Origin of the sequence: Paludisphaera soli (assembly GCF_011064595.1) — a bacterium.
Lineage (GTDB): Bacteria > Planctomycetota > Planctomycetia > Isosphaerales > Isosphaeraceae > Paludisphaera > Paludisphaera soli.
The window spans coordinates 121980-145802 of sequence record NZ_JAALJI010000017.1 but is presented as its reverse complement, the minus strand read 5'-3'; the positions used below and the strand labels follow the sequence as shown (position 1 = coordinate 145802).

General features: G+C 71.7%; 20 protein-coding genes. 11 read left to right on the top strand and 9 right to left on the bottom strand.

Translation table 11 applies throughout. From position 1 onward, the window contains the following. Positions 1 to 76: 76 nt before the first annotated feature. From G6O68_RS20470 to G6O68_RS20450, 5 genes are all read left to right on the top strand, one after another. On the top strand, positions 77 to 1084 hold the full coding sequence (locus G6O68_RS20470; RefSeq protein WP_165250502.1) for a D-2-hydroxyacid dehydrogenase: 1008 nt from the start codon (positions 77 to 79) through the stop codon (positions 1082 to 1084). Positions 1085 to 1161: 77 nt separating this feature from the next. Continuing rightward, positions 1162 to 2046: a DUF1559 family PulG-like putative transporter gene (locus G6O68_RS20465; RefSeq protein ID WP_165250501.1), complete on the top strand. Its 885-nt coding sequence runs from the start codon at positions 1162 to 1164 to the stop codon at positions 2044 to 2046. Positions 2047 to 2174: 128 nt separating this feature from the next. Next, positions 2175 to 3068, top strand: coding sequence for a DUF1559 domain-containing protein (locus G6O68_RS20460; protein WP_165250516.1), 894 nt, complete (start codon positions 2175 to 2177; stop codon positions 3066 to 3068). Positions 3069 to 3101: 33 nt separating this feature from the next. Then, complete coding sequence (locus G6O68_RS20455; RefSeq protein WP_165250500.1) at positions 3102 to 3992, top strand: DUF1559 family PulG-like putative transporter; 891 nt, start codon at positions 3102 to 3104, stop codon at positions 3990 to 3992. Between the two features lie 81 nt (positions 3993 to 4073). Then, positions 4074 to 4499 carry a hypothetical protein gene (locus G6O68_RS20450; RefSeq protein ID WP_165250499.1) on the top strand — a complete coding sequence of 142 codons (426 nt, stop codon included), beginning with the start codon at positions 4074 to 4076 and terminating at the stop codon, positions 4497 to 4499. A 9-nt stretch (positions 4500 to 4508) separates the two neighbouring features. Here G6O68_RS20450 and G6O68_RS20445 read toward each other — a convergent pair whose 3' ends face one another. Next, on the bottom strand, positions 4509 to 5771 hold the full coding sequence (locus tag G6O68_RS20445) for a M48 family metallopeptidase (protein ID WP_165250498.1): 1263 nt from the start codon (positions 5769 to 5771) through the stop codon (positions 4509 to 4511). A 219-nt stretch (positions 5772 to 5990) separates the two neighbouring features. After that, positions 5991 to 6566 (bottom strand): hypothetical protein, encoded by a 576-nt coding sequence (locus G6O68_RS20440; protein WP_165250497.1) that lies wholly within the window; start codon positions 6564 to 6566, stop codon positions 5991 to 5993. Positions 6567 to 6929: 363 nt separating this feature from the next. Between G6O68_RS20440 and G6O68_RS20435 the strand changes: the two genes are divergently transcribed. The 5 genes from G6O68_RS20435 to G6O68_RS20415 all read left to right on the top strand — a co-directional run bounded on the left by G6O68_RS20435 (position 6930) and on the right by G6O68_RS20415 (position 11981). Further along, positions 6930 to 7331 (top strand): BlaI/MecI/CopY family transcriptional regulator, encoded by a 402-nt coding sequence (locus tag G6O68_RS20435; protein ID WP_165250496.1) that lies wholly within the window; start codon positions 6930 to 6932, stop codon positions 7329 to 7331. A 219-nt stretch (positions 7332 to 7550) separates the two neighbouring features. After that, on the top strand, positions 7551 to 8483 hold the full coding sequence (locus G6O68_RS20430) for a hypothetical protein (protein ID WP_165250495.1): 933 nt from the start codon (positions 7551 to 7553) through the stop codon (positions 8481 to 8483). A gap of 168 nt (positions 8484 to 8651) precedes the next feature. Beyond that, a complete protein-coding gene (locus G6O68_RS20425; protein WP_165250494.1) occupies positions 8652 to 9131 on the top strand; it encodes a ferritin in 480 nt (159 codons plus the stop codon). Between the two features lie 412 nt (positions 9132 to 9543). Beyond that, positions 9544 to 10212 (top strand): Uma2 family endonuclease, encoded by a 669-nt coding sequence (locus G6O68_RS20420; RefSeq protein ID WP_165250493.1) that lies wholly within the window; start codon positions 9544 to 9546, stop codon positions 10210 to 10212. Positions 10213 to 10409: 197 nt separating this feature from the next. Next, positions 10410 to 11981, top strand: a complete 1572-nt coding sequence (locus tag G6O68_RS20415) for a phytoene desaturase family protein (RefSeq protein WP_165250492.1) — start codon at positions 10410 to 10412, stop codon at positions 11979 to 11981. Here the strand turns inward: G6O68_RS20415 and G6O68_RS20410 are convergent. The 5 genes from G6O68_RS20410 to G6O68_RS20390 all read right to left on the bottom strand — a co-directional run bounded on the left by G6O68_RS20410 (position 11930) and on the right by G6O68_RS20390 (position 18853). Then, on the bottom strand, positions 11930 to 13972 hold the full coding sequence (locus G6O68_RS20410) for a hypothetical protein (RefSeq protein ID WP_165250491.1): 2043 nt from the start codon (positions 13970 to 13972) through the stop codon (positions 11930 to 11932). The genes G6O68_RS20415 and G6O68_RS20410 overlap by 52 nt on opposite strands. 146 nt (positions 13973 to 14118) lie before the next feature. Then, the gene (locus G6O68_RS20405; RefSeq protein WP_165250490.1) at positions 14119 to 15615 is read right to left on the bottom strand and encodes a DUF3526 domain-containing protein; all 1497 of its coding nucleotides are present in this window, start codon (positions 15613 to 15615) and stop codon (positions 14119 to 14121) included. Positions 15616 to 15630: 15 nt separating this feature from the next. Then, positions 15631 to 17100, bottom strand: coding sequence for an ABC transporter permease (locus G6O68_RS20400; RefSeq protein WP_165250489.1), 1470 nt, complete (start codon positions 17098 to 17100; stop codon positions 15631 to 15633). Beyond that, positions 17097 to 17816, bottom strand: a complete 720-nt coding sequence (locus G6O68_RS20395) for an ABC transporter ATP-binding protein (protein WP_165250488.1) — start codon at positions 17814 to 17816, stop codon at positions 17097 to 17099. Before G6O68_RS20395 ends, G6O68_RS20400 begins: the two co-directional genes overlap by 4 nt. 23 nt (positions 17817 to 17839) lie before the next feature. Continuing rightward, positions 17840 to 18853 carry a DUF1559 domain-containing protein gene (locus G6O68_RS20390; RefSeq protein WP_165250487.1) on the bottom strand — a complete coding sequence of 338 codons (1014 nt, stop codon included), beginning with the start codon at positions 18851 to 18853 and terminating at the stop codon, positions 17840 to 17842. A gap of 437 nt (positions 18854 to 19290) precedes the next feature. On the opposite strand from G6O68_RS20390, the gene G6O68_RS20385 reads away from it, so the two are divergent. Beyond that, entirely contained in the window at positions 19291 to 20994 is a 1704-nt protein-coding gene (locus G6O68_RS20385; RefSeq protein WP_165250486.1) for an ABC-F family ATP-binding cassette domain-containing protein, read from the top strand. Between the two features lie 31 nt (positions 20995 to 21025). Here G6O68_RS20385 and G6O68_RS20380 read toward each other — a convergent pair whose 3' ends face one another. Both G6O68_RS20380 and G6O68_RS20375 read right to left on the bottom strand, forming a co-directional pair. Continuing rightward, positions 21026 to 22156 carry an EAL domain-containing protein gene (locus G6O68_RS20380; RefSeq protein WP_165250485.1) on the bottom strand — a complete coding sequence of 377 codons (1131 nt, stop codon included), beginning with the start codon at positions 22154 to 22156 and terminating at the stop codon, positions 21026 to 21028. 138 nt (positions 22157 to 22294) lie between these two features. Next, positions 22295 to 23767 carry an MFS transporter gene (locus tag G6O68_RS20375; protein ID WP_165250484.1) on the bottom strand — a complete coding sequence of 491 codons (1473 nt, stop codon included), beginning with the start codon at positions 23765 to 23767 and terminating at the stop codon, positions 22295 to 22297. Positions 23768 to 23823: the final 56 nt, after the last annotated feature.

The following is a 23823-nucleotide window of genomic DNA, read 5'->3' as shown; positions in this document are numbered from 1 at the left end:
GATGGTCCCCCTCATCCGCCCCTTCGGGGCACCTTCCCCCACCGAGGGGGAAGGGAATTGGACGGAAGCACGACCCATGAAGATCGTCATCCATCCCGCCGTCGAGGCCGATCGCCTGGACGCCTTCCGCGCGGCCGCGCCGGAGGTCGAGTTCGTGAACGCGGCCGACGCCGCATCGGCCGAGGCCGCGATGCCGGGGGCGGACGGGTTTCTCGGCAAGATCACGCCGGTCATGCTGGCGAAGGCCGACCGGCTGCGATGGGTCCAGTCGTTCACGGCGAGCCTGGAGCACTACGTCTTCCCCGCGCTCGTCGACCACCCCTGCACCCTCACCAACACCCGGGGGCTGTTCGGCGACGTGATCGCGGACCAGGTGATGGGCTACGTCCTGAGCTTCGCCCGCAACCTGCACGTCTACGCCCGGCGGCAGCTCGAACGCCGGTACGAGCCCGAGGGGGGCTCGGCGGCGCGGGTCGACTTCGCCTCGGGCCCCGGCGTGGTCAACGCGATGGACCGGGCGACGATCTACCTGCCGCGCGCCACCATGGGGATCGTCGGCATGGGGGGCATCGGCCTGGAGGTCGCCCGCCGGGCCTCGGCCTTCGGCCTGACGATCCGGGGCGTCGACCCCTTCGCCGATCGCATCCAGAGGCCGGACCACGTCGATCGGATCGAGGGGGTCGACCGCCTCGACGACCTGCTCGGCTGGGCGGACTTCGTCGTGATCGCCGCCCCCCACACGCCCGAGACCGAGCGCCTGTTCGACGCCGACCGGCTCGCGAGGATGCGGCCGAACAGCTACCTCATCAACATCGGCCGAGGCGCGATCGTCGTCCTGGACGACCTCGTCACGGCCCTGCGAGGCGGCAAGCTCGCCGGCGCGGCGCTCGACGTGTACGAGGTGGAGCCGCTGCCGCCGGGGCATCCCCTCTGGGACTTCCCGAACGTGATCCTCACCCCCCACACCGCCGGCTACTCCCCCGTCGTCGCCGAGCGCCACAAGGCCCTCCTGGTCGACAACGTCGGCCGCTTCGCGCGCGGCGAGGCGCTGCGGAACGTCGTCGACAAGGCCCTCTGGTTCTGACCGTCGGACAGGCGTACGATGAAAGGCGTCGGAGCGTCCCGGTCTTCCCCGACGCCTCCGCACGAGGGAGCGACGCCATGCGACGACGCGGGTTCACGATGGTCGAACTGCTGGTGGTCCTTTCGATCGTCGGCGTCTTGGCGGCGCTTCTGATCCCGGCGATACGGGCGTCTCGGGCGACGTCGCATCGGGTCGGGTGCCGGGACAACCAGCGGAATCTAACCCTGGCGGTCGCGAATTTCACCATCCGGAAGGGAGCTTTCCCGTTCAGCACGACGACCGGGCCGGGACGGGCGCTGAACCATTCCTGGGCGATGCAGATCATGCAGGACCTCGACTGCAACCCTTATAGCAGCGCCTACAACTTCGACGTCGAGAATTACGACCCGGCGAACCGCGACGTGGTCGGCCTGACCATCCGGATCTTCGCCTGCCCCGCGAACTGGACGTCCCAAATCCATCTTCCCTCGGAGGAGGTGCGGCGGGCCGACGGCACCTTCTACCCCGCAGGCTCGGTCTTCGGCAGAGGCCATTACGGGGCCAACTGGGGCGGCGGCCGACTGCCGGGCTTCGGCGACGATTTTGCGAGGGTGAACGGGAATCGCCGGGGCCTGATGCTGCCGGGGCCATCCGCCGCTTCGCCCGGCACCTCGGGTGCGGTCCGGCCGGGCGACGTCACCGACGGCCTCGCCGTCACGATCCTGCTGGGCGAGAAGCGCGACGGCCAGGGCTGGGCCGTGGGGGGCTACGCCGGCAGCGAGTTCGACGTCGGCCTCTCCCCGCAGTCGCCCGACCGGCCCGGAGTCCGCATGGTCGTCAGCGGCTCGTATCACCCGGGGGTGGTCAACTTCGCCTTCGCCGACGGCTCCGTGCGGGCGATCCGCGACGCGATCGACCGCAAGGTCTGGTACGCGCTGACGACCCGCGACGGCGGCGAGGGGATCGAGGCCGACGCCTGGTGACGACCGCGACGAGGCCCCCTGGTCGCGCCGCGCGGGTCGGCGTATCATGGAGGGGCCGGCGAGGCATCGGCGGATCGGCATTTCTCGATCGCCCCGATCCCGACGGCTCCGCACGAGGGAGCGACGCCATGCGACGATCACGACGACGACGGGCGTTCACGCTGATCGAGCTCTTGGTGGTGATCTCGATCATCGGCGTGCTGATCGCCCTCCTGATGCCGGCGGTGCAGTCGGCGCGGTCGGCGGCCTCGCGGGTGCAGTGCCAGAACAACCTGCGGCAGATCGGGGTGGCGATCACCACCTACCAGGTCGAGAAGAACGTCTTCCCGATGAGCGCCACGGCGGGCGCGGGGCGGGGCGTGGGGCATTCGGCCTTCGCGATGATCCTGCCGGAGCTGGAGCAGCGGGCGTTGTTCAGCGCCTACAACTTCCGCTGGGAGAACCACGCCCCGGCCAACCGGACGGCGGTGGGGACGAAGATCGCCGCGTACCTCTGCCCGGCGAGCCCGCTGGCGACGGACCCGATCCCCTCGGATCGCGTGCGTCGGATCGACGGCTCGTTCTATCCCGCCGGCTCAGCCTTCGCGCGCAACCACTACGCGGCCAACTGGGGCGGCAGCCAGACGTTCCTGGGCGAGGACTTCACCCGGACGAAGACCAACTACCGGGGCATGATGATGACCGTCCGCATCGTCTCCGTCCGCGGCCCGACCTCCTGCATCCGGCCCCAGGACGTGCGCGACGGGCTCTCGAACACGGTGCTCGTCGGCGAGAAGCGCGACGGCCAGGGCTGGGCGGTCGGCGGCTTCGCCGGCAGCGAGTTCGACGCGGGCCCCTCCCCCCTGCTCCGCGACGCCCCCGACACCCGCACCATCGTCAGCGGCTCGTTCCACCCCGGCCAGGTCAACTTCCTCTTCGGCGACGGCTCCGTCCGCCCCATTCGCGAGTCGATCGACAAGAAGACCTGGTACGCCGTCCTCACCCGCGACGGCCGCGAGACGGTCAACGCCGACTCGCTCTGACTCTGACGATCGCCGAGCCTGAGGGGCACCGCCATGCGAAGCCGAGCCGGCCTCACCCTGGTCGAAGTGCTGACGCTGACCGCCGTCCTCGGCTTCCTGCTCCTCTTCGTCGTTCCGATGATCCAATCGGCCCGATCAGGTCATGGTCCAACCTGCCAACGCAACCTGCAAAACCTCGCCCTGGCGATCAACAACTACGCCATCCAAAAGCACGTCTTCCCCCCGAGCACGACGGGAGGCCCCGCCGGCGGCCTGGCGCACGCGTGGACCGCCCTGATCCTGAACGACCTGGACCAGTTCGATCTCGCCCACTCCTACAACTTCGAGGTCGCGAGCTACGCCCCGGCAAATCGACAGGTGGTCGGGACGTTCCTGCGACTGCAGGTCTGCCCGGACAACCCGCAGTCCCCCCTCACCTGGAACCCCTCGGAGCGGGTGCGGAGGGCCGACGGATCGTCCTACTCGGCGGGGGTGGAGTACGCCCGCGGCGACTACGCGGCGAACTGGGGCGGCGGGCGGCTGGCGGGTTTCGGCGACCACTTCGCCGCGACCCGGGGGAACTACCGAGGCGTCATGACGCCGATCGGCTTCCCCTCGCCGCGAGGGGTCGCGAGGCCCATCGGACCCGACGACGTGGCCGACGGCCTCGGGACCACAATCCTGCTGGGCGAGAAGCGCGCGAGCCAGGGATGGGCCGTGGGGGGCTACGCCGGCAGTGAGTTCGACGTCAGCCTCTCCCCGCAGTCGCCCGACCGGCCCGGCGTCCGGACGGTCGTCAGCGGCTCGTACCACCGAGGCGGAGGCGTGAACTTCGCCTTCGCCGACGGCTCCGCCCGCTACATCAGCGGGACGATCGACCGCGAGGTCTGGTACGCCCTGATCACGCGTGACGGCGGCGAGACGGTGGGCGCCGACTCGTACTAAGCGCGCGGGATTCGCCGTCACGGACGGACCGGCGACCGTTCTGATCGGAGGAGGACTCGTATCCGCGGGGAGGGCGCGACGATGGGCAAGTGCGACATCACCGGCGGCCTGCTGAGCCTGGGGTTCAACAAGTTCGCCGCGAGCCGGGGCCTGAAGCCCCTGCCCGCCGGGGCGGGCCTGGCCTTCGACCTGAGCCCCGGCTTCATCGTGAAGCAGGAGGTGAAGGCCCTCTGCAAGCCGGACACCGGCACGCTCCTGAACCTGGACCTGGACAAGCTCTCGAAGTTCGCCCAGGCCTACCTGATGGACCGGATGGAGAGCGTCGCCAGCGAGCAGCAGGACAAGTCTTTGCGGATCCCCGGCACCCGCCTGGAATCGCCGACGTTCCCCCTGGGGGCCGTCGGCCTGCCCGGCACCGGCACGGCCGTGATCTGGTACGACAAGGACCCGGAGGGGAAGACCAAGCTCAACGGCGTCCTGCTGAAGCTCTCCTTCACGTTCCCGTAGGCTCGCCCGTCACGAGTACGCCCGGTGGTAGACCGAAGGCTCGACGGCCGCGGTCGAGGCGAACAGGCGGTTGTGGAGCATCTGCTCGAAGATCTCCAGGTCGCCCAGGAAGGTGTTCGCCGCCTGCGAGTCGCCGGGGCCGCGGACGTGGTCGGGGTACGACTGGAGGAGCGCCAGGCGGTCGGCCAAAGGCGGGTGCGCGGGGTCGTGGGGGCCGTCGACGGCGAGGATCCGGACGCGCATCGCGGCGTGGATCTCCGGGGGCAGGCGGAACCAGAAGGCGCGGAAGAAGGCGTAGAGGTTGGTTTCGGCGTCGGCCGGGTCGTAGTAGGCCAGGACCTCGCGGAAGAGGGGCTGGACCATCGCCGTCTTGACCAGGGCCGAGGCCGCCGCGCCGCCGCCGGCCACCAGCGCCGCGAACCGGTCGGCCCGCGCCTCCTGCCCCCAGGCGACCGGCTCGATCAGCCAGGAGGCCTCGCGGAGGCAGTACCGCGCCCAGGCCCCCAGGGGCCCTCGCAGCCGGCCGGCGGCCTCGCGACGCTCGACGGCGCGCTCCAGGCCCTCGACGAACCGCGCCCGACGCGCCGCGCGGGTGGCGTCGCCCCGGGCCAGGTGGGCCAGCTCGTGCGCCAGGATCGCCCGCATCTCGGCCCGGTTGAGGATCCGCAGCAGCGGCAGGCCGACCAGGAGCGCTTGGGAGCGTCCCCAGGCGACCACCCCGCAGCAGGGGAGATACGAGAGCCGGACCTGGCTCGGCGGCCGGACGCCCAGGCGTCGCGAGACCACGTCGATCGTCTCGAACAGCAAGGGCGCGTCGACCCGCGCCAGGACCGGGCCGAGGTCGGCGTCGGGGTTGTTGGTCTCGACCCGGAACCAGGCCCCGCCGAGGGCCTCGACGGCGTCGCCCCACGAGTTGATCTCGCCGCGGAGCCAGCCCTCCAGCACCCAGAACGAGCCCCCCAGGAGCAGGAGGACGCAGGCCGCGGCGACGGTCCCGGACCAGTAGACCTTCTCCAGCACCCAGAGCACCACGGCTCGCCACCACATCTTCATCGACCCGGCGGGGACGAAGCCGGGCGTTGCGGGGACCGGCGCGGGCTCGACCGGGGCGGTCGCCGGGGCCGGTTCCACCCGCTCGACGCGGAAGACGCCCCGGCAGAGGGGACAGGCGTATCGCGAGGGGTCGCCCCGGCCGGCGCCGGCGGGCTCCAGCCCGGCCTCGCAGTCGGGACATCGCGGAGCCGGCGAGACCCTCGATCGAACGCGCCCCATCGGTCCCCTCCGACCCGAGTCGAATCATCGGCCCTCGGCGTCCGACCGCCCGCGACGGGGCGGAAGGGGACGGGCCGTTCGGATCCAGTATCTCCGAGCGGTTTCGGAGTGCAAGCGAAAAGCGCCGCGCGGGGAGCTCGCGGCGGGGGGGGAAGGGCCATCGCCCCCTCCCCGCAGCCGGGGAGGGGCGTGGATGGAGCGAAGGGGGAAGCCGCCCGGTCAGGGCTTCTGGACTTCCTCGGCCTTCTTGTCGACCGCCTCGGCGGCTTCCTCGACCTTGGCGGCGCCGTCCTTGACGCCCTCGTCGACCTTGACCTTGGCGGCGTCGGCGGCCTCGTCGACCTTGGCCCCGGCCTTCTCGGCCGCGCCCTCGGTCTTGCCGGTCAGCTCGTTGAGCTTCTCGACGGTGGCCTCCTTGGCGTCCTTGAGCTTCTCGACGGTGGCGTCCTTGGCGTCCTTGATCTTCTCGCCGGCCTTATCGACGGCGTCGCCGACCTTCTCGGCCGAGCCGCTGATCTTCTCGCCGACCTTCTCCAGGCCCTTGCCGGTGACCTCGCCGGTCTTGTCGACCGCGCGGCCGACGGCGTCGGCGGCGCCTTCCAGCTTGGTCCCCTCGCCGGCGGCGTCGATCTTCTCGCCGAGCTTGTGGCCGCCGCTCTCGACCGACTCGCCGGCCTTCTGGATGCCCTGGCCGGTCTTGTCGATCCCGGACTCGACCGATTCGCCGCTGCATCCCCAGGCGAAGACCGCCGCCGAGAGGGCGACCGAGGAGGCCAACCACGTATTCTTCTTCATCTTGCTCATCTCCTGCTGCTGCCTGATCCGTCGTCCCCGCCGGGCTCCCGCGCCCCGCGTCGCGACTCGGCTCCGTCTTCGGATTCGGAGCGTCTGGGGGTGATTCGTCCCCCGCTGCCGAATTATCATACTCCGAATGCAAGCCCGCCGTGGGAAACATCGGCGCGGAAAGCGAAAGCCGCGCCGCGGGCGAAATCCCGGCGGGGGATTGACGTTCTGAGACACTTGTCTTAGGATGGGCCACGGTGATCGTCCGCGGCCGAACACCCGCCCGGTCCCGACGTCTCGACCGTCGGGCCGTCACTCCCGCACGGCCGGGCCGGGCAGGACGTCCACCCCCCCCCTTCCCCGAGACGACCTGCGATGGCCAAACGCCCCCCCACGATCCCCGACTCCGAACTCGACGTCCTGAAAGTGCTCTGGGAACGCGGCCAGGCGACCGTCCGCGAAGCCCTGGAGACCCTCAAGGCCGCCGGTCGCGAGTGGTCCTACGCCACCGTCGCCACGCTCCTCGACCGGCTCGAGACCAAGGGCCTGGTGGAGAGCGACCGCAAGGAGCTGGCGTTCGTCTACCGCCCCACCATCAGCTCCCAGGAAGTCCGCCGACGCCGGGTCACCAGCCTGGTCGACAAGCTCTACGAAGGCGAGCCCGGGCTCCTGGTCCTGCACCTCCTCAAGTCGCACCCGCTGGACCCCGGGCAGGCGATGGAGGTCCGCGAGATCCTCGACCAGATGGCCGGCGCCAAGCCCAAGAAGAAGGGCTGAGGCCCCGCCCCGCGTCGCGCTTCGGCCGGCCCCGCGTCGGATCCGCGCGCCTCGGGGCGATTTCGCTGGCCTTCGGGGCCGCGATCCCGAATAATTTGGGGGTCGTTTTCGGCCTCGCGCGTCCGGCCCGTTCGGGCCTGCGCCGGCCCCGGAATTGCGTTGGGATGCTCAAGGACGGCCGTCCTCCACCTCGCGCCCTCTTGCGGAGCAGAACCGGGCATGTCGCGAGCCAAACGCTGGTATGACGCCGACGCGGCCGACTCGCTCCGGGTGGTGAGGCGCTCCAGCCTGGACGACTCGTACTCGCTGGAACGCTGGCGGCACCCCCGCACGAACCCCGGCCTGGGCGAGTGCCTGGTCTACCCCCTGACCGACGGCCCCGGCCTGGGGCTCCTCGTGCTCTTCCCCCCCGTACTGTGGGTGCTCTCGCTGCCGGTCTTCGACTTCATCGCCGTGCTGGAGCCGCTGACCAAGAGCGACTGGGCGCTCGGCCTGATGGTGGTGCCGGTCTTCATCCCGATGCTCGTCAGCTTCGCGATGGTCGTCGGCTACCTCTTCCTGTTCCTGGGCCACGTCCTGGTCGCCAGCGCGATGGGGGAGAACGACCACCCGCGATGGCCCGAGTGGACGCCCGACGACGTGGCCGAGGGGATCGGCCGCTGGATCTGGGCGCTGCTCATGGGGGCGGCGGTCGCCGGCCCGCCGGCCGTCGCCTACTGGAACTGGTACGGCGGCGTCGACGCCCGCACCGGCCTGGTCCTGGGGGCCCTGATCGTGCTGGGGACGGGCTTCACCCAGATGGCCCTGGCCGCCTCGCTCATGCACGACACGATCCTCGCCGCCAACCCGGTGACGGTCCTGGTGGCCATCCGCCGGATCGGCTGGTCGTACCTGATGCCGACGATCGTCGCCAGCGTGGTCCTGCTGGGGCTGGGCCTGGGGCTGTACTCGCTCCTGTTCCTGGTCCCCCGGATGTGGCAAGAGGCCGTGGGCCTGTGGAGCTTCTGGTTCTTCACGCTCTACGGCGGGATGGTCGCCCTGCGGATGGTCGGCCTGACCTACCACGCCCATGCGATGGAGCTGTTCTGGTTCCGCCGCCGCCCCAAGTGGGCCACCGGCACCCGCGCCGGGCGGATCTACGCCAACTCGTGAGCCCGCGCCCGCATCCGGGCCGCGTCGACTCGCCTCCCCGGTTTCGGCCGGTTCGGATAGACTGGGCGCTTCGTCGGACGAACACCGACGCGAAACACCGGCGGCCGAGCCGACGCCCCGCGCGCCCCGGCCCCGCCCGCGATTCCTGACGCCCGAGGGAGGGGCCTTATGCTCATCAGCGACAAGATCGAAGCCGAGTTCAACCGCCAGATCGGGAACGAGCTGGGCAATTCGCACCAGTACTACGCGATCGCCGCCTACTTCGAGAAGGAGGCCCTCTTCGGCCTGGCCAAGATCTACACGAAGCAGGCCGACGAGGAGCGCGAGCACGCGATGAAGTTCGTGAAGTTCCTCCTCGACGCCGGGGCCACCCCGAAGTTCCCCGCCGTCGCCGCGCCCCGCAACGACTTCAGCTCGGCCGTCGACGCCGCCCAGGTCGCCTACGACTCCGAGGTCAGGACCACCGAGCAGATCTACGCCCTGGTCGACCTGGCCCTGGCCGAGAAGAACCACATCGCCAGCAACTTCCTCCAGTGGTTCGTCTCCGAGCAGCTCGAAGAGGTCGCCAGCGCCGACACCCGCCTCAACGTCATCCGCCGCGCCGGCCCCAGCGTCCTCATGGTCGAGGCCTACCTCGCCCACCAGTGACCCCCCGCCGCGATTGGCTTCGTCCGCGAACGAAGCCAATCGCGGTCCGTCGACGCAAACTCCCCGGCGAAAACGAATTACCCTCAGAACGAGGCCTCGAAAATTGGCTTCGTTCGGCGCGAATCGACCCATTTTTCTTCGCCCCCGGCGGCCCCCTCTCCGATCCTCGCCCGGGCGATCGACGCGATCTCCCACCCTCATCATGGTCCCGGTTCGCGGCCTGGGGAGCGGGAATCAAGGTGGCCGATCGGAATCCCGGAACTCCTCAGACAGGCCAGACCACCGGGATGGGCGGGGAGCCTTTCGGGTGTCACGGGTTCGGAGAACCCGTGGACCGGCCGGGATCCGGGCGACGGCTTGTCGGGCCGGTGATGTCGAGCGAAGAGCGTCGAACATCTCGGAGGGCGATGCGATGGCCACGGCGACCCGACCGGACGCATCCGAAGTCCGAGCGGAAGGCGAGACGCGCATCCGCGCGGCGGGCGTCTCGTGGGACTTCTACGCGCGGTTCGTCGACGGCCTGTCGGCACGCTCCGGCGTCCGCGCGGCCTACGACGGCGAGGACATGGAGATCCTGGTCAAGGGCCCGCTCCACGAGGACTTCCGGGCGCTCCTCGGGCGATTCGTCGAGGAGGTCGCGACCGAGACGGGGGCGGGATTCCTGGGCCTCGGCGAGACCACCTGGAAACGACCCGACGTCGGCCGCGGCCTCGAATCGGACCAATGCTACTTCTTCGACGCGGAGAAGGTCGCGACCGCCCGGGCGGCCCTGAAGCGTCGGGAGAACGACGTCGCCGCCCATCCGAACCCGGACCTCGCGATCGAGATCGACATCTCCCCCTCGCTCATCGACCGCCCCGCCATCTACGCCGCCTTGCGAGTCCCGGAAGTCTGGCGGTTCGACGGCGCGGTCGTCCGCATCGAACGCCTGACCGACGCCCACTACGAAGCGGCCCCCCGCAGCCGCTGGCTCCCCGTCTCCGCCGAGGACGTCCTCGCCTGGATCACCGCTGACGACGCCCCGGACCGGGGTGCCTGGGCCCGTTGCCTCCGCACCTGGGCCGGCGGAGAGGCTCTGTAAAACGCCACGATATCTGGAGATGGCGCAATCTGGGTAGAGTGGGCATTGCCCATCACGCTGGATCGAGGAGGTGGACGGACCCCACCCTATGCCGCTTCCACGCACACCGAGATTTCCGATATTTTCATTGTTTCTGAAAATACTGACATTACGATACACTCCGTCGATCAAATTGGATCCGATCGAGGAGAGGACTGATGTACGACGTGGCGATCGTGGGGGGCGGGCTGGCGGGGGTGGCGACGGCGGCGAGGCTCCAGGCTCGGGGGCTTTCGACGGTGGTTCTGGAGGCGCACGGGCAGCCGGGGGGGTGTGCGGGGTCCTTCCGGCGGCGGGGGTTCGCGTTCGACGTGGGGGCGACGACGCTGGTGGACTTCGGTCCCGGCGGGGTCGGCGGCGAGCTGCTGCGGGAGATCGGGGCGGCGGAGCTGGAGGGGGAGCATCTGCCGGGGTATCGGGCGTGGCTGCCGGACCGGCGGGTGACCTTGCACCGGGATCCGTCGGCCTGGGCCGTCGAGCGGGCGCGGGCGTTCGGCGACACGCCGGCGCACCGGTCGTTCTGGGGGCTCCTGGATCGCCTGGCCTCGGTCTTCTGGCGGGCGAGCCGGCGTGGGGCGGCGCTCCCCTTGCGGTCGCCGGCCGACGTCGTCCGGGCCGCGCGCTCGGTCGGCCTGCGCGACCTGGGCCTAGCCCGCCACATGGGCCGGACGATGGCCGACGCCTTGAAGTCCGCGAGGCTGACGGACGACCGGCCGCTCTGCGGGCTGCTGGCGATGCTCGTCGAGGACACGGTGCACAGCACGCTGGCCGACGCGCCCCGCATCAACGCGGCGCTCGGGATCACGATCCGGGGGGCCGGCCTGAGCCGCGCCCGGGGCGGGATGCGCGGGTTCTGGGCCGGGCTCGTCGGCCGCTATCGGGAGCTGGGGGGCGAGCTGCGGGTGGGCCGGGCGGTCGAGCGGGTCGAAGGGCGTGAGGGGGCCTTTCGGGTGACGACGCGGCGCGACCGCCTGGAGGCGGCGCGGGTGGTGCTGGCCGTCCCCCCCGCCCTGGCGTCGGCGATCGGCCCGCCCGAGCTGGCCGAGGCGCTCGCGCCGTACATTCGCCGCGACGCCTCGGCGATGGGCGGGGCGATCGCGGTGTTCCTGGGGGTGCCGGAGCGTGAGGTCGCCGGCCAGGACTTCACCCACCACCAGCTTTTGCAGAGCTACGACCGGCCGCTCGGAAACGGCAACAACATGTTCGTCTCGGTCTCCGCCCACGTCGATACCGAGAGCGCGCCGGCCGGGCATCGGGCCGTGATGATCTCCACCCACTGCGAGCTGGCCGCGTGGGAGGGCCTGTCGCCCGAGGCCTACGCCGGGCGCCGGCGCGAGGCGGGGGAGAACCTCGTGGCGCTGGCCCGCCGCGTCTACCCGGACCTCGGCCGCGAGGCCCTGGTCTGCGAGGTGGCGACCCCCCGGACGTACGAGCGGTTCACCCGGCGCCCGCGCGGGGCCGTCGGCGGCGTCCGGCTCTCGCGGGCGAACGCGAACCAGGAGGCCGTCCCGCACGACCTGGGGATCCCCGGCCTCTGGCTCGTCGGCGACGGCACCTGGCCCGGCCTCGGCACCGTCGCCTGCTGCCTGGGGAGCCGGATCGTCGCCGAGGCGATCCTCCGCCGGGCCGATTGGGACCCGGCCCGGCGCCGCCGGCGCCCCGATCGCTGCCGTCTCGCTCAGGCTCCCGAGACCTCGGATCGGCGGATCCCCTCTTCCAGCGCCGGGTAATTCCAGAACTGCACGGACGGCCGGTGCCGGAAGCGCCGCCTCCCGTACAGGTCCGGCCGGGCGATGAGGCCGAGCGCCGAGCGGTCCCGGGAGAGGTGCAGGTTCGCGATCGGCGGCCGGCCCGGCACCTCGAGGAGGACCCCGGATCGCCCGTCCGGAAGCTCCAGGAAGCCGACCTCGCCGCCCGCCGTCGCGAACAGCAGGCGGCGGGCGTGGGCGTCGTACGCGAGGTCTCGGACGTGCCGGAACGGGGGCCCGACCGCGTCTTCGTCCTCGTCGTCGGGGTCCACGAACGGACGGCCCTCGGCCGAGAACCGCGGGGGCGGCGTCTCGCCGACCGCCGTCAGGAGGTCGCGCCAGGCGAAGGCCAGCACGCCGGAATCGGTCCCGCAGCAGAGCCAACGGCCCTCGGCGTCGAACGTCAGGCACAGGGGGGCGACGGACCCGACGGCCAGGGCTTCGAGCTGATCGGCCTCGGCCGCGGCGGGGATGTAGCCCAGGAGGCTCGTCGGGCCAGCGGCCAGCATCCTCTCGTGTTCGCCCTGGAGGGCGGCCAGGAGGCTCGCCCGGCTCAGCTCGCGCACGCGTCGCAGTTCGTCGTCGCGCGGCTCGTCCGGGATCCGCCCCGAGAGCACCAGGTGGTCCGGGATCCGTCGCGCGGCCTCGGCCCGTCGCTCCCTCGCCCCGGCCTCGACGGCCGGCAAGTCCAGCTCCTCCGCGATCCGCGCGAGGGCCTCGGCGAGGGCGGGGACGAGTTCCACCAGCAACATCAGGCCCGTGCGGCGAGAGGGCCCGCCCACGAGCAGCGTCTTGACCAAGTCGCCCGTCGCCAGGTCGAAGAACTGGAGGCGGTCCCGCCGATCGGCGACGACCAGCGTCGCGCCGGAGGGGTGGACGGCGGCGCAGGCTCCGCGGTCGAGGGCCAAGGCGGTCGGCTCGCGTCCGCCCGTGATGGGCGTGACCAGGACCAGACGCCCGGAGACGCCGAACCAGCCCGACTCGTCGGGCAGGAAGCCATACTTCTGGGGGAGCGAGGGAGGCTGGGGCGCTTCGACGAGGCGGCCCTCTTCCATGTCCCACAGGTCGATCCTCGCGTCGTCGCCCGCGCCGTGCGAGGCGAGCAGGTAGCGGCCCGAGGGGCTGGACGCCAGCGCCCACGCCGCGGCATCCAGCGTGAGCCCCGCGTCGACCGGCCCGGCCGACCACGGCGTGCCGTAACGCTCGACGGCCGCCCGCCCCCCGCCGTACCCGGCGTCGGCGCAGGCCCAGAATCCGCCGTCCCGGTCGGGGCACGCGAGCGGGGATCCGCCCGCCGAGCCCGGGCGTCGGTTGATCCGCTCGGCGAGCAGCACGCCGTCCCGCGCCAGCCGACGCTTGCGCTCCTCGACCTCGGCCGCCGCCCGGTGCCTCCGGGCCTCCTCGCGGCTCCGGTCGGGGATGTGGACGAACTCGTCCCAGCCGGGCACTTCCTCGGCGTCCTCTTCGCGGAGGTATTCGTAGCTGGTCATGACCTCGCCGGGGAGCCCGAGCCGCCGGCCGAACTCGACCATCAACTCGGACGAGAGGACGAACCGGCCGGGATCGGCGAGCATCGCCCGGGCCGCGTCGAGGTCGTCCGGCCCGCCGAACAGGCCCGCGAACGAATCCGGGCGGCCCCGGAGCTTGCGGCGGGTCGCGGCCGAGACGGCGCCGAAGACCTCGGGGCGGGAGCTGTAGCGGTCGACGAGCTTGCCGTCGCGGTGGACGGAGTAGAGGAAGACGTCGTCGTCGTGGGAGATGAGGTGGACCACGTCGCCGCCGAGACGCCGGGCGAGCCGTCGCGACAACCCCTCGTCCTGGCCGCTCCCCTTCGGATAGATCGCAACCCAGCCGTCGATCGGCGGCGAGGCCAGGAAGCGGTGCTCCGAGCCCTTCGCGATCGCGGCGAGGGCGTCGAGGACCCGTCGCCGGTCCCCGGTCCTGACGTGGATCGATCCGTAGAACCCGCCCATGATCGCGTCCTCGACCTGCTGTGAGTCCCGCGTACTCGACGGCGAGCCACGCCCCGGCGCGGGCCGACACCCCGCGGCTCGCGACATTGTCGACGGTCCGGCAAGGCCGAGCAAGCCGGTGCGACGGGCAGGACCGCCCCCCAGGCTCACCCCGCGCGGGCGAGGCGGCGGGTGGACCAGGCGAAGAGGACGACGGCGGCCAGGGCGATCGAGGCGAGGGAGGCGGCCACGCGGCGGGCGCTCGCGTCGGCCGAGGCGGGGCCGGAGGCGTCGGGGTCGAAGCGGGGGAAGTGGGCGTAGTCGTCGGCGGTGAGCCTCGCGTCGCGGCCGGCGCGGTCGACGAAGAAGGACTTCCAGGTCTCGTGGAAGTCGGCGACGCGGGCGAGGTAGTCGTCCCATCGGGTGTGGCCGTTGCCGGCCAGCTCGGCGAGGGCGTCGTGGAACATTATCGGCGGCGCGAGGAAGGCCAGGCGGTCGCAGAGCGCGCGCTGCTCCCGGATCCGGGCCTCCTGCCGCGCGAGGACCTCGTCGGCGCGAGCGTCGGCGGCGATGGTGACCTCCAGCGTGCGTCGGCTGCGGCCGTCGCCGGCAGGCTTCGCCTCGGCGTGCTCCTCGCGGTAGCGGGCCTCGGCGGCGTCGAGGTCGCGCTCGGCGTCGACCGACGCGGCGCGGACCTCCTCGATCATCTCGGAGCGGGCGGGTGCCGGGTAGAGGACCTGCGCGGCCGCGTTGATCGTCGCGGGGGCGACCAGCAGCAGGACGACCCAGGCCATGACCAGGGCCACGGCGTTGAACGCCGAGTCGCGCCGGAAGCTGTTCACGAACAGGGCCAGGGCCGTCCAGAAGGCGCCGTAGAGGGCCACGGCCCCCGTGAACGCGGTGAGCCTCATCAGGCCGCCGCCCCGGAAGCTCGACGGATGGGCCAGGGCCAGGCCGACCCAGGCGGCGACGATCGCCGCCGCCGTCAGCCCCCCCGCGCGGACGGCGAGCTTGCCCAGCAGCACCCTCGCCAGCGGGGCCGACGACGCGGCCAGGAGCGCCAGCGTCCCCTGCTCGCGCTCGCCCGAGAGGACGTTGTAGCAGACCGCCAGGAGCAGCATGGGATAGAGCGAGACCAGGACGAACGCCAGGTCGAACCCGCCGTGGAGCAGCCCGGCGGGGTTGGCGATCTCGTCGGCGAACAGGAAGCCGTCGCGGATGCCGGCCGAGACCTTCAGCACCTGGGGGTACAGGTCCGACAGGCCGACCGCCGCGATCGCCAGCGGGGCGTCCGGCAGGTGGGCGAGCGCCGCGCCCTGGCCGCGGCCGACGTAGATCGCGTTGCGGGGGTCGCGGTAGGGGGCCGCCGGGGCCTTCTCCTCGCCCCGGTCGATCCGGCCGAGTAGGACCGTCAGCGCGCCCAGCCGGCGCTCCTCGTCGAGCGCGGCCTCGGCCAGCGCGCGGGCGCGGGCGTCGATCCGGGCGCGGCCCTCTTGGATCGCGTAGGCGACGCAGCCGACGAGCAAGGCGACGGCGGCCCACCAGGCGAAATCGTCGCGCGCCAGCCGCCATTCGCAGCCCATCGCGGCCCGGAAGGGGGACGTGCGGGGCCGGTCGATCCTGGGCTCGGCCCGTTCGAGAGTGGTCGCGGGCGTGGTCTTCATGCGAAGGGGCTCACCTCAGGAGAGTCGGGGGCGTCGGGCGGCGGCCCAGGCCAGCAGGCAGCAGGCCGAGGACCAGGCGGCGAGGCTCGCCAGGTTGGCGGCCTGGCCGCGCCAGGCCCAGGCCGCGCCGGGGCGTTCGTAATGGAAGGCCGGGATGGCGTCCCAGAGCGAGGCGGGGGCGACGTACGACTCGTCGCCGTTCCGCGCGTGGTCGATCAGGTCCTGGCTGGCGGCCGTCTGGATCGCGCGGCGATGGGCCTCGGCGGCCCGGACGAAGTGGTGGTGGTGGCGGTTGTCGGTCCCCGCCATCGCCATCGAGACCGGCTGCAGCGCGAGCATCGGGAACAGGAAGCCGGGGAGGCTCCGCAGGGCGTCCTGGCGCTCGATCTCCGCCTCCAGCCGGCCGAAATGGCGGTCGAAGATCCGGTAGCCGGCCTCGTCGTCCTCGCGGAGCGAGAGCCCCCGGAAGCTCACCGGCAGGTCCTCGACCCGCTTCACGCCGTACCGCGCGAGCACCCGGTCGCGGAAGGCGACGAAGCCGGGGTGGGTCTCGTCGTGGCCGAAGAGCGCCCGCTTGTCGGCCGCCACGGCGTCGCGGAAGGCCTGGGCGGTCGGGAGCGGGAGCGCCTCGTCGACCACGTCGGTCGCCAGCCTCGGCGCGACGAACGTGTTGACCAGCCAGAAGCCCAGCAGCCCCACCAGGGCCGACCGCGAGCTGGGCGCCCGCGCCGAGACGGCCAACGCCAGCGCGAGGAAGCCGACGAGGTAGAGCGCGTAGGCCAGGAACAGGCCGGCCGTCCGCAGCCCGTCGCCCGCCTGGGCCTCGTGCCCCGAGGGGATGGCCCGAAGCCCGGCCGCCAGGCCGACGCAGGCCAGGGCCAGCAGCCCCAGGAGCACGCCCGCGCCCGCCAGCCCCTTCCCCAGCAAAAGGTGGGTCGGCCGCACGCCCAGGCTCAGAAGCTGGGGGAGCGTCCCCTTCTCGCGCTCGCCCGAGAACGCCGAGAACCCCAGCAGGAGCGCCATCAGCGGCATGACCGTCTGGAGCACGAACGCCGGGGTGAGCCGGCCCATCCGCGCCGCGAGGGTGGCGTCGCGCGCGGCCCGGAACTGCACCTCGTTCTGCTTGTGCGCCTCCAGGTAGGCCGCGTTGCCGGCGTAGGCGTCGACCCCGGGGTCGGCCAGGGCCAGGGGGCCGGCGGGCTTGAAGGCGTACTGGCCGAAGTGCGCCGCCGAGTGCGGGTTCTTCGCCCCCTGGGCCGTCCAGGCGCGGCGGTCCCCCTGCTCCGCCGCGCGGTGCTCGGCCTCCAGGCGGCGGATCTGCGCCAGGCCCGTCGCCAGCGACGCCAGCATCAAGAGCAACGTGACGACGACCAGGGCCCGCCAGCGCGAGTCGCGGCGGACGTCCAGCCACTCCTTGCGGGCGACGGTCGCGATCGGGTTCACGGGGACGCCGAGTTCGGCCGTCGAGCCGGCGGGCCTGGTCATGACGCCTCCGCGACGCGCGAGGCTTCGAGGTAGGCCCGCTCCAGCCCCAGGTGGTCGGTGGCGACGGTCTCCAGGGTGCGGACCAGCCGGCCGCTCCGCATGATGCCGACGCGGACGCCGCACTGCTGGGCCAGGAACAGGTCGTGCGTGACCATCAGGATCGCCATCCCCTCGCCCCGGAGCGTCTCGATCAGGCGGGCGAACTCGTTGGCGGCCAGGGGGTCCAGGCCCGAGGTCGGCTCGTCGAGCAACAGCGCCTCGGCCCGCTTGGCCAGGGCCACGGCGATCCCCACCTTCTGCCGCATCCCCTTCGAGTAGCCCGAGACGGGCCGGTCGGCCTCCTCGACGGGGAACCCGGCGCGATCCAGCAGGACCAGGAGTTCGCCGCGGTCCAGGCGGTATCCGGTGGCCAGGTCGCTGAAGTAGCGGAGGTTCTCCAGCCCCGTGAGCTTGCCGTAGAGCATCACGTTCTCGGGGATGTAGGCGAGCTTCCGACGCGCGGCGAGCGGGTCGAGCCGACTGTCGACCCCGCAGACGAGAGCCCGGCCCGCCGTGGGCTCGACGAAGCCGAGGAACAGGTTGACCGTGGTGGTCTTCCCCGCGCCGTTCGGGCCCAGCAGGCAGAAGACCTCGCCCGGCGGGACCTTCAGGTCGAGGGAGTCGAGCGCCCGGACGCCCCCGGGGTAGTCCTTGGTGAGCGAGTCGGCTTCCAGCATCGGGCCTCCATCGGGGTCGGTGGTCAGTAGGAGTCGGCGCTCAGGACCTCGCCGCCGGCGATCGTGGCCAGGCCGCGCCAGGTCGCGAGGTCGATCGAGTCCTTGAAGAATCGGACCGAGCCGTCGGCGATGAGGGCGTTGGCGCCGCCGGGGTGCCGGCTGCGGGCGGCCTTCCAGCCGTGGTACTGCTGGCGGAGGCAGTCGTGGACCTTGCTGTTGGGCGTCATGTAGTGGGTGTAGAGCCCGCGCTGGTAGTCGCCGTGGATCCAGGCCGTGTTCCGCTGGCGGTAGTACGAGGTCGCGGCGGCGCACTCGGCCTCGGAGAGCGGGGTGTAGACCGGGCTGCCGCCCGAGACCAGCTTCGCCACGGTCGAGGGGTCGCCGGGGACGGCCGACGACGCCGCGCCGTCGCCGATGATCGTCTCGCTCATCAGCACCGTGTTGCTGGAACCGTCGACGACGTCGGCCAGGGTGGTCGTCGAGTTGAAGTAGATCGCACCATCGGGCGTCCCCCCCGCCGATCTCAGCCCGAACCCGCCGGTCGCGACGCCGGTCCCGGAGCAGGCCATGTAGCTCGACGAGGCGAAGGTCGGCAGCACGCGCTCGCGGCCGGCGTCGCTCGGGCAGACGAAGATGGCGACGGCCGTCGTGTAGATCGACGTGTTCTGCGGCGCCAGCACCGAGGTCGCGTCCTGGATCGCCACCTGGAAGTTCAGGGCGTTGTGGACGCTCGACTGCTCCAGGAACGGCGTCAGCTGCGAGAGGGCCGAATAGCGGTAGTGCCCCTGCCTCGTGATGTTGGCGACGACCAGCGGGTGGTTCGCGGGCAGCACGATCGCGCCGAACGGGAACCGCCCCAGGCTGTCGTGATAGTTGTGCATCGCCAGGCCGAGCTGCTTCAGGTTGTTCGTGCACTGCATCCGCCGCGCCGCCTCCCGCGCCGCCTGCACGGCCGGCAAGAGCAGGGCGATGAGGACCGCGATGATCGCGATCACCACCAGAAGCTCGATCAGCGTGAACCCGCGTCTTCGCGACATGCCCCGCCCTCCCCCGTCCCCCGGCGCGGTATTACCTACACGCTATTCGTAATACCAGGCCGCCGGGGGCGGATCAAGCGGACGCCCGGACCACGAAGGGTCGGACGCCCGTCAGGCCCGAGGACCCCGTGGGGCGGCCCGCCCGACCGGACCCGCCGGGCCGGCCGCCCCAAGGCGAAGCTCCCGCGAATCCGCCTCGACCCGATCCCGGAGCTTCGGCCGGTAGGCGGCTCCCCGACCGCCCTCCGGCCGAAGCTCCGGGATCATCGAGAGCTAGCCGCCCCCGCGAACACCCCTTGCCGAAGGCTCTTGAGAAGGTTACTCTATTCAGCTTTCTTCCGACTCTCTCCGCCTGGATCCCGATGACGGGCCTCGCCGGACTTCGATCCGGCGTTCGGGCTCACCCTACCCGCCCGAACCGCGAGACGAACCCCCCGATGATCCGCCTGGTCAACGCCCGCAAGAATTTCGGCCATCAGACGATCTACGACGGGATCGACGCCTCCATCGTCCGAGGGGAGCGGATCGGCCTGCTCGGGAAGAACGGGGCCGGCAAGTCGACCCTGTTCCGGGTCCTGATGCGCGAGGAGTCGCTGGATTCCGGCGAGCTGATCCGCGACCGCAAGTGCTCGATCGGCTACCTCTCGCAGGAGATCCACCCGCTGCGCGAGGGGACGGTCTTCGAGAACATGCTGAAGCACCTCGGCCCCTGGACCGAGGCCGACCTGCGGCTCAAGGCGGTCATGCAGGGGCTGGAGGACGGCGACCCGCAGGCCCTGGACGACTACGACGACGCGATGGAGGCGTTCGTCGCCGCCGGCGGCTACGAGATGGAGGCCCGCGCCAAGGCGATCCTGCTGGGCCTGGGGTTCTCGGTCGCCCAGCTCGACGCGCCGGTCGCCACCCTCTCGGGGGGCTGGGCGATGCGGCTGGCGCTCGGCGGCCTGCTCGCCTTCGAGCACGACCTGTTGCTGCTCGACGAGCCCACGAACCACCTGGACCTCCTCAGCGTCAAGTGGTTCGAGGACTTCCTCCGCTCCTACCCCGGGGCGATCCTGATCACCTGCCACGACCGCGACTTCCTCGACCGGGTCATCACCAAGACGTTCGAGCTGGAGCTGGGCAAGCTCTACTCGTACCCGGGCAACTACTCGGCCCACATCCCCCAGAAGGAGCACCGGCTGGCGGTCCACCAGGCGTCGTTTGACACGCAGCAGAAGAAGCTCAAGCAGATGCAGGACTTCGTCGACCGCAACCGGGCCAACGCGGCGACCGCCTCGCGGGCCCAGAGCCGGCTCAAGGCGATGGACAAGGTGGAGCGGATCGACGCGCCCCGGAGCGACAACGCCACCGCCCGGTTCCGCCTGCCCGAGGCGCCCCGGAGCGGCCAGGTCGTGGCCAAGTTCGCCGACGTCGCCTTCGCCTACGGGACCAAGGTGGTCTACAGCGGCCTCGACCTGGAGATCGAGCGGGGCGACAAGGTGGTGCTGGTCGGGCCCAACGGCGCCGGCAAGACCACGCTCATGAAGCTGCTGGCGGGGGTCCACACGGCCGCTCGCGGCGAGGTGGCGTTCGGCAGCAACGTCCTGGCCACCTACTTCGCCCAGCACCGGGTGGAGGGCCTGAACATGAAGTCGAGCGTCGTCGCCAACATGCGGGACGTCCACCCCGGCGCCAGCGAGGGCGCGTTGCGGAACATGCTCGGCGCCTTCCTGTTCTCGGGCGACTCCGTCGACAAGCCCGTCGGCGCGCTCTCCGGCGGCGAGAAGACCCGCCTCTGCCTGGCGCGGATCCTCAGCGTCCCCCACAACTTCATCATGATGGACGAGCCGACCAACCACCTCGACATCGCCAGCCGCGACGTGCTCGAGGAGGCCCTGAACGAGTACACGGGCTCGCTCTGCTTCATCTCGCACGACGAGCACTTCATCCGGGCCGTGGCGAACAAGGTGATCGAGGTCGAGTCGGGCAAGCTGACGGTCTACCCCTGCAGCTACGACGACTACCTCTACGCCAAGCTCAAGAAGCAGGAGGCCGACAGCCCCTTCGCCGTCCTCACGCGGCGGATCAAGCCCAAGGCCGACGGCTCCGCCGACGACGCCAGGCCCGACGCCGGCCGCCGCTCGCCCTCGGTCGCCTAAGGCGCGAGGGGCCGCGGCGCCCCGGCCGTCGTCAGGGCCGCAGCGGCGCGGCGGGGGCGGGGGCGGGGCGGCCGAAGAGGTAGCCCTGGAAGAGGTCGACCCCCATGCCGCCGAGGATGTCGCGCTCCTCGATGGTCTCGATCCCCTCGGCCAGGACGAGCTTGCCGTGGTCGCGGCCGAGTTGGGCGAGCGAGGCGCAGATGCTCCGGTAGATGGGCGACCCGACGGCGCGCGCGATCAGGTGGCGGTCGATCTTGATGAGGTCCGGGTCCAGGTCGCCGAGCATCGCCAGGCCGGAATAGCCGCTCCCCAGGTCGTCGAGCGCCGCGCGGAAGCCCGAGCGCCGGTAGTAGTCCAGGATCCTCTTGAGGTGGCCGAGGTCCGCGACGTGCTCGGTCTCCACGACCTCGAAGACGATCCGCCCGGGGTCGAGCCCGCCGGCCCTGGCGGCGGCCACCGTGGTCGCCAGGCAGAACTGGGGGTCGTAGATCGCGGTGGGCATGAAGTTGATCAGGATCTGCGCGTCGCCCGCGGCGAGGTGCGCCGCCGCGTTGCGCAGGTGGGTCTCGCGGCAGACGCGATCCAGCAGGAACGTCAGGTCCTCCTGGCGGCTCCAGGCGATCAGCTTGTCGGGGAAGACCAGGGCGCCGTCGGCGTCGCGCCCGCGCATCAGGCATTCATAGCCCCAGAGGGACCCGTCGACGGCCGAGACGATCGGCTGGTACCACGTCTCCAGCCGGCGTTCGCGGAGGATCCCCAGGAGGGGCGAGCTGTCGGCGGGGGCCATCGCCAGCAGCGGCCCGGCGTGGAGCAGGCGGTCGAGCTGGTCCTCGACCCCCAGGTTGCGGGCGATCCAGGCGGCCCGCAGGCCTTCCAGCCGGTGCTCGTCGAGCACGCCCCGCAGGTAGCCCACGAGGTCGGACGCGCCGGAGAACCGACGCCCCGAGCCCAGCTCGACGCGCAGGGCCCCCAGCCGGGGATACACCCGCCAGCCGTCCTCGACGCCGAACGCCGTCAGTTCGGGGTAGGCGTCGGCCAGGTCGGCGGCCAGCAGCACCAGGCTGCGATGGTCCGAGCGGCACTGGCAACGGGCCTCGCGGGGGTGCGCCAGGGCCGCGTCCGCCGTGGGCGAGGGGGTCACATCGGTGTTCGTCGGCTTCATCCTGTCGTCCTCGTCCTCGGCGATCCGCGCGAGGCTCGACCGCCCCGCCCGTGCGGATCGCCGGTCGCCCTCCTAGACAACCTAGGCCACGGGCGGCCGGGAGGCCCACTCCGTCCCTCCGGGATTCGCCGATCGGGGTCAGGCGGGCCGGGGCTCGGGATCGTCCTCGGCCGAGAGGGGCCGGGCGACCGATTCGAGCGACGCGCCCTCGGCCTTGACGCCGAAGACGAGGACCACGCCGACGGTCGCCAGCAGCAGCGCGGCGGCGAAGAGGTCGCCGTAGAACAGGTACCGGCGCGACCCGGTCTCGATCAGCGAGCCGAACAGCCAGGGGGCCGTCGTCCCGCCGATCAGCGTCCCCGAGGCGAAGAACAGGGCGATCACCATGCCCCGCAGCTCCACCGGGAAGATCTCGCTCACGGTCAGGTACGCCGAGCTGGCGGCCGACGACGCGAAGAAGAAGATGAGCGCCCAGAGCGCCGTCTGGGTCACGGCGGTCAGCACGCCGGCGTCGAACAGCCAGCCGGTCAGCGCCAGCAGCAGGGCCGAGATCGTGTACGTCCCGGCGATCATCGGCTTGCGGCCCACGGTGTCGAAGAACCGCCCGAGCGTGAGCGGGCCGAGGAAGTTGCTGAGCGCGAACGGGGCGAGGTACAGGCCGACGCGGCCGGGCTCGACGCCGTAGAAGTTCGCCAGCACCAGCGCGAACGTCGCGAAGACGCCGTTGTACAGGAACGCCTGCGACACGACCAGCGACAGCCCCAGCGTCGTGCGGCCGGGGTACTGCTGCAACATCACGCTCGCCAGCTCGCCGAAGCGGATCGGGCCGCGCGGGCGGATCGTGATCGTCTCATGGACTTCCGGCAGCTCGCCGACGGCCGGGTCGGCCTCGATCTGCCGCTCCAGCTCGGCGACGATGCGGTCGGCCTCCTCCGGGTCGCCGTGCGTCAGGAGCCATCGCGGGCTCTCGGGGACGTACCGCCGCAGGAAGATGATGATCAGCCCCAGCGCCGCCCCCACGCCGAAGGCCAGCCGCCACCCCAGGTCGATCGCGAAGACCCCGCGCTGGAGCAGGAAGACGCTCGCCAGCGAGCCGCCCGCCGCCCCCAGCCAGAACGTGCCGTTCACCGCCAGGTCGGTCCAGCCCCGCACCCGCGCCGGGATCAGTTCGTCGATGGCCGAGTTGATCGCCGAGTACTCGCCGCCGATCGCCGCGCCGGTCAAGAATCGGAAGAACGCGAAGCTCCAGAAGTCCCACGAGAAGGCCGTGGCGAACGCCGCGACCAGGTACAGCCCCAGCGTCACCGTGAACAGCTTCTTCCGCCCCAGGCGATCGGTCAGGTAGCCGAAGAACAAGGCCCCGATCACCGCCCCCGCCAGGTAGGACGAGTGCAGAAGGCCGATCTGCGAGGGGGTCAGCCCCAGCGTCTCCGGGTCCTGGAGCACGGCGCTGACGGCCCCGTACAGCGTGACCTCCAGGCCGTCGATGATCCAGGTGATCCCCAGCGCCGCGATCACCAGCCAGTGCCACCGGCTCCACGGCAGCCGGTCCATCCGCGCCGGCACATTGGATCTGAACGATTGGGCCTTGGCTTGATCGACGTTCGCCATGAGGCCGACCCTTTCGTGGACAGGGGGAGAGGTCGTCGCCGTATCGGGTCGCACGG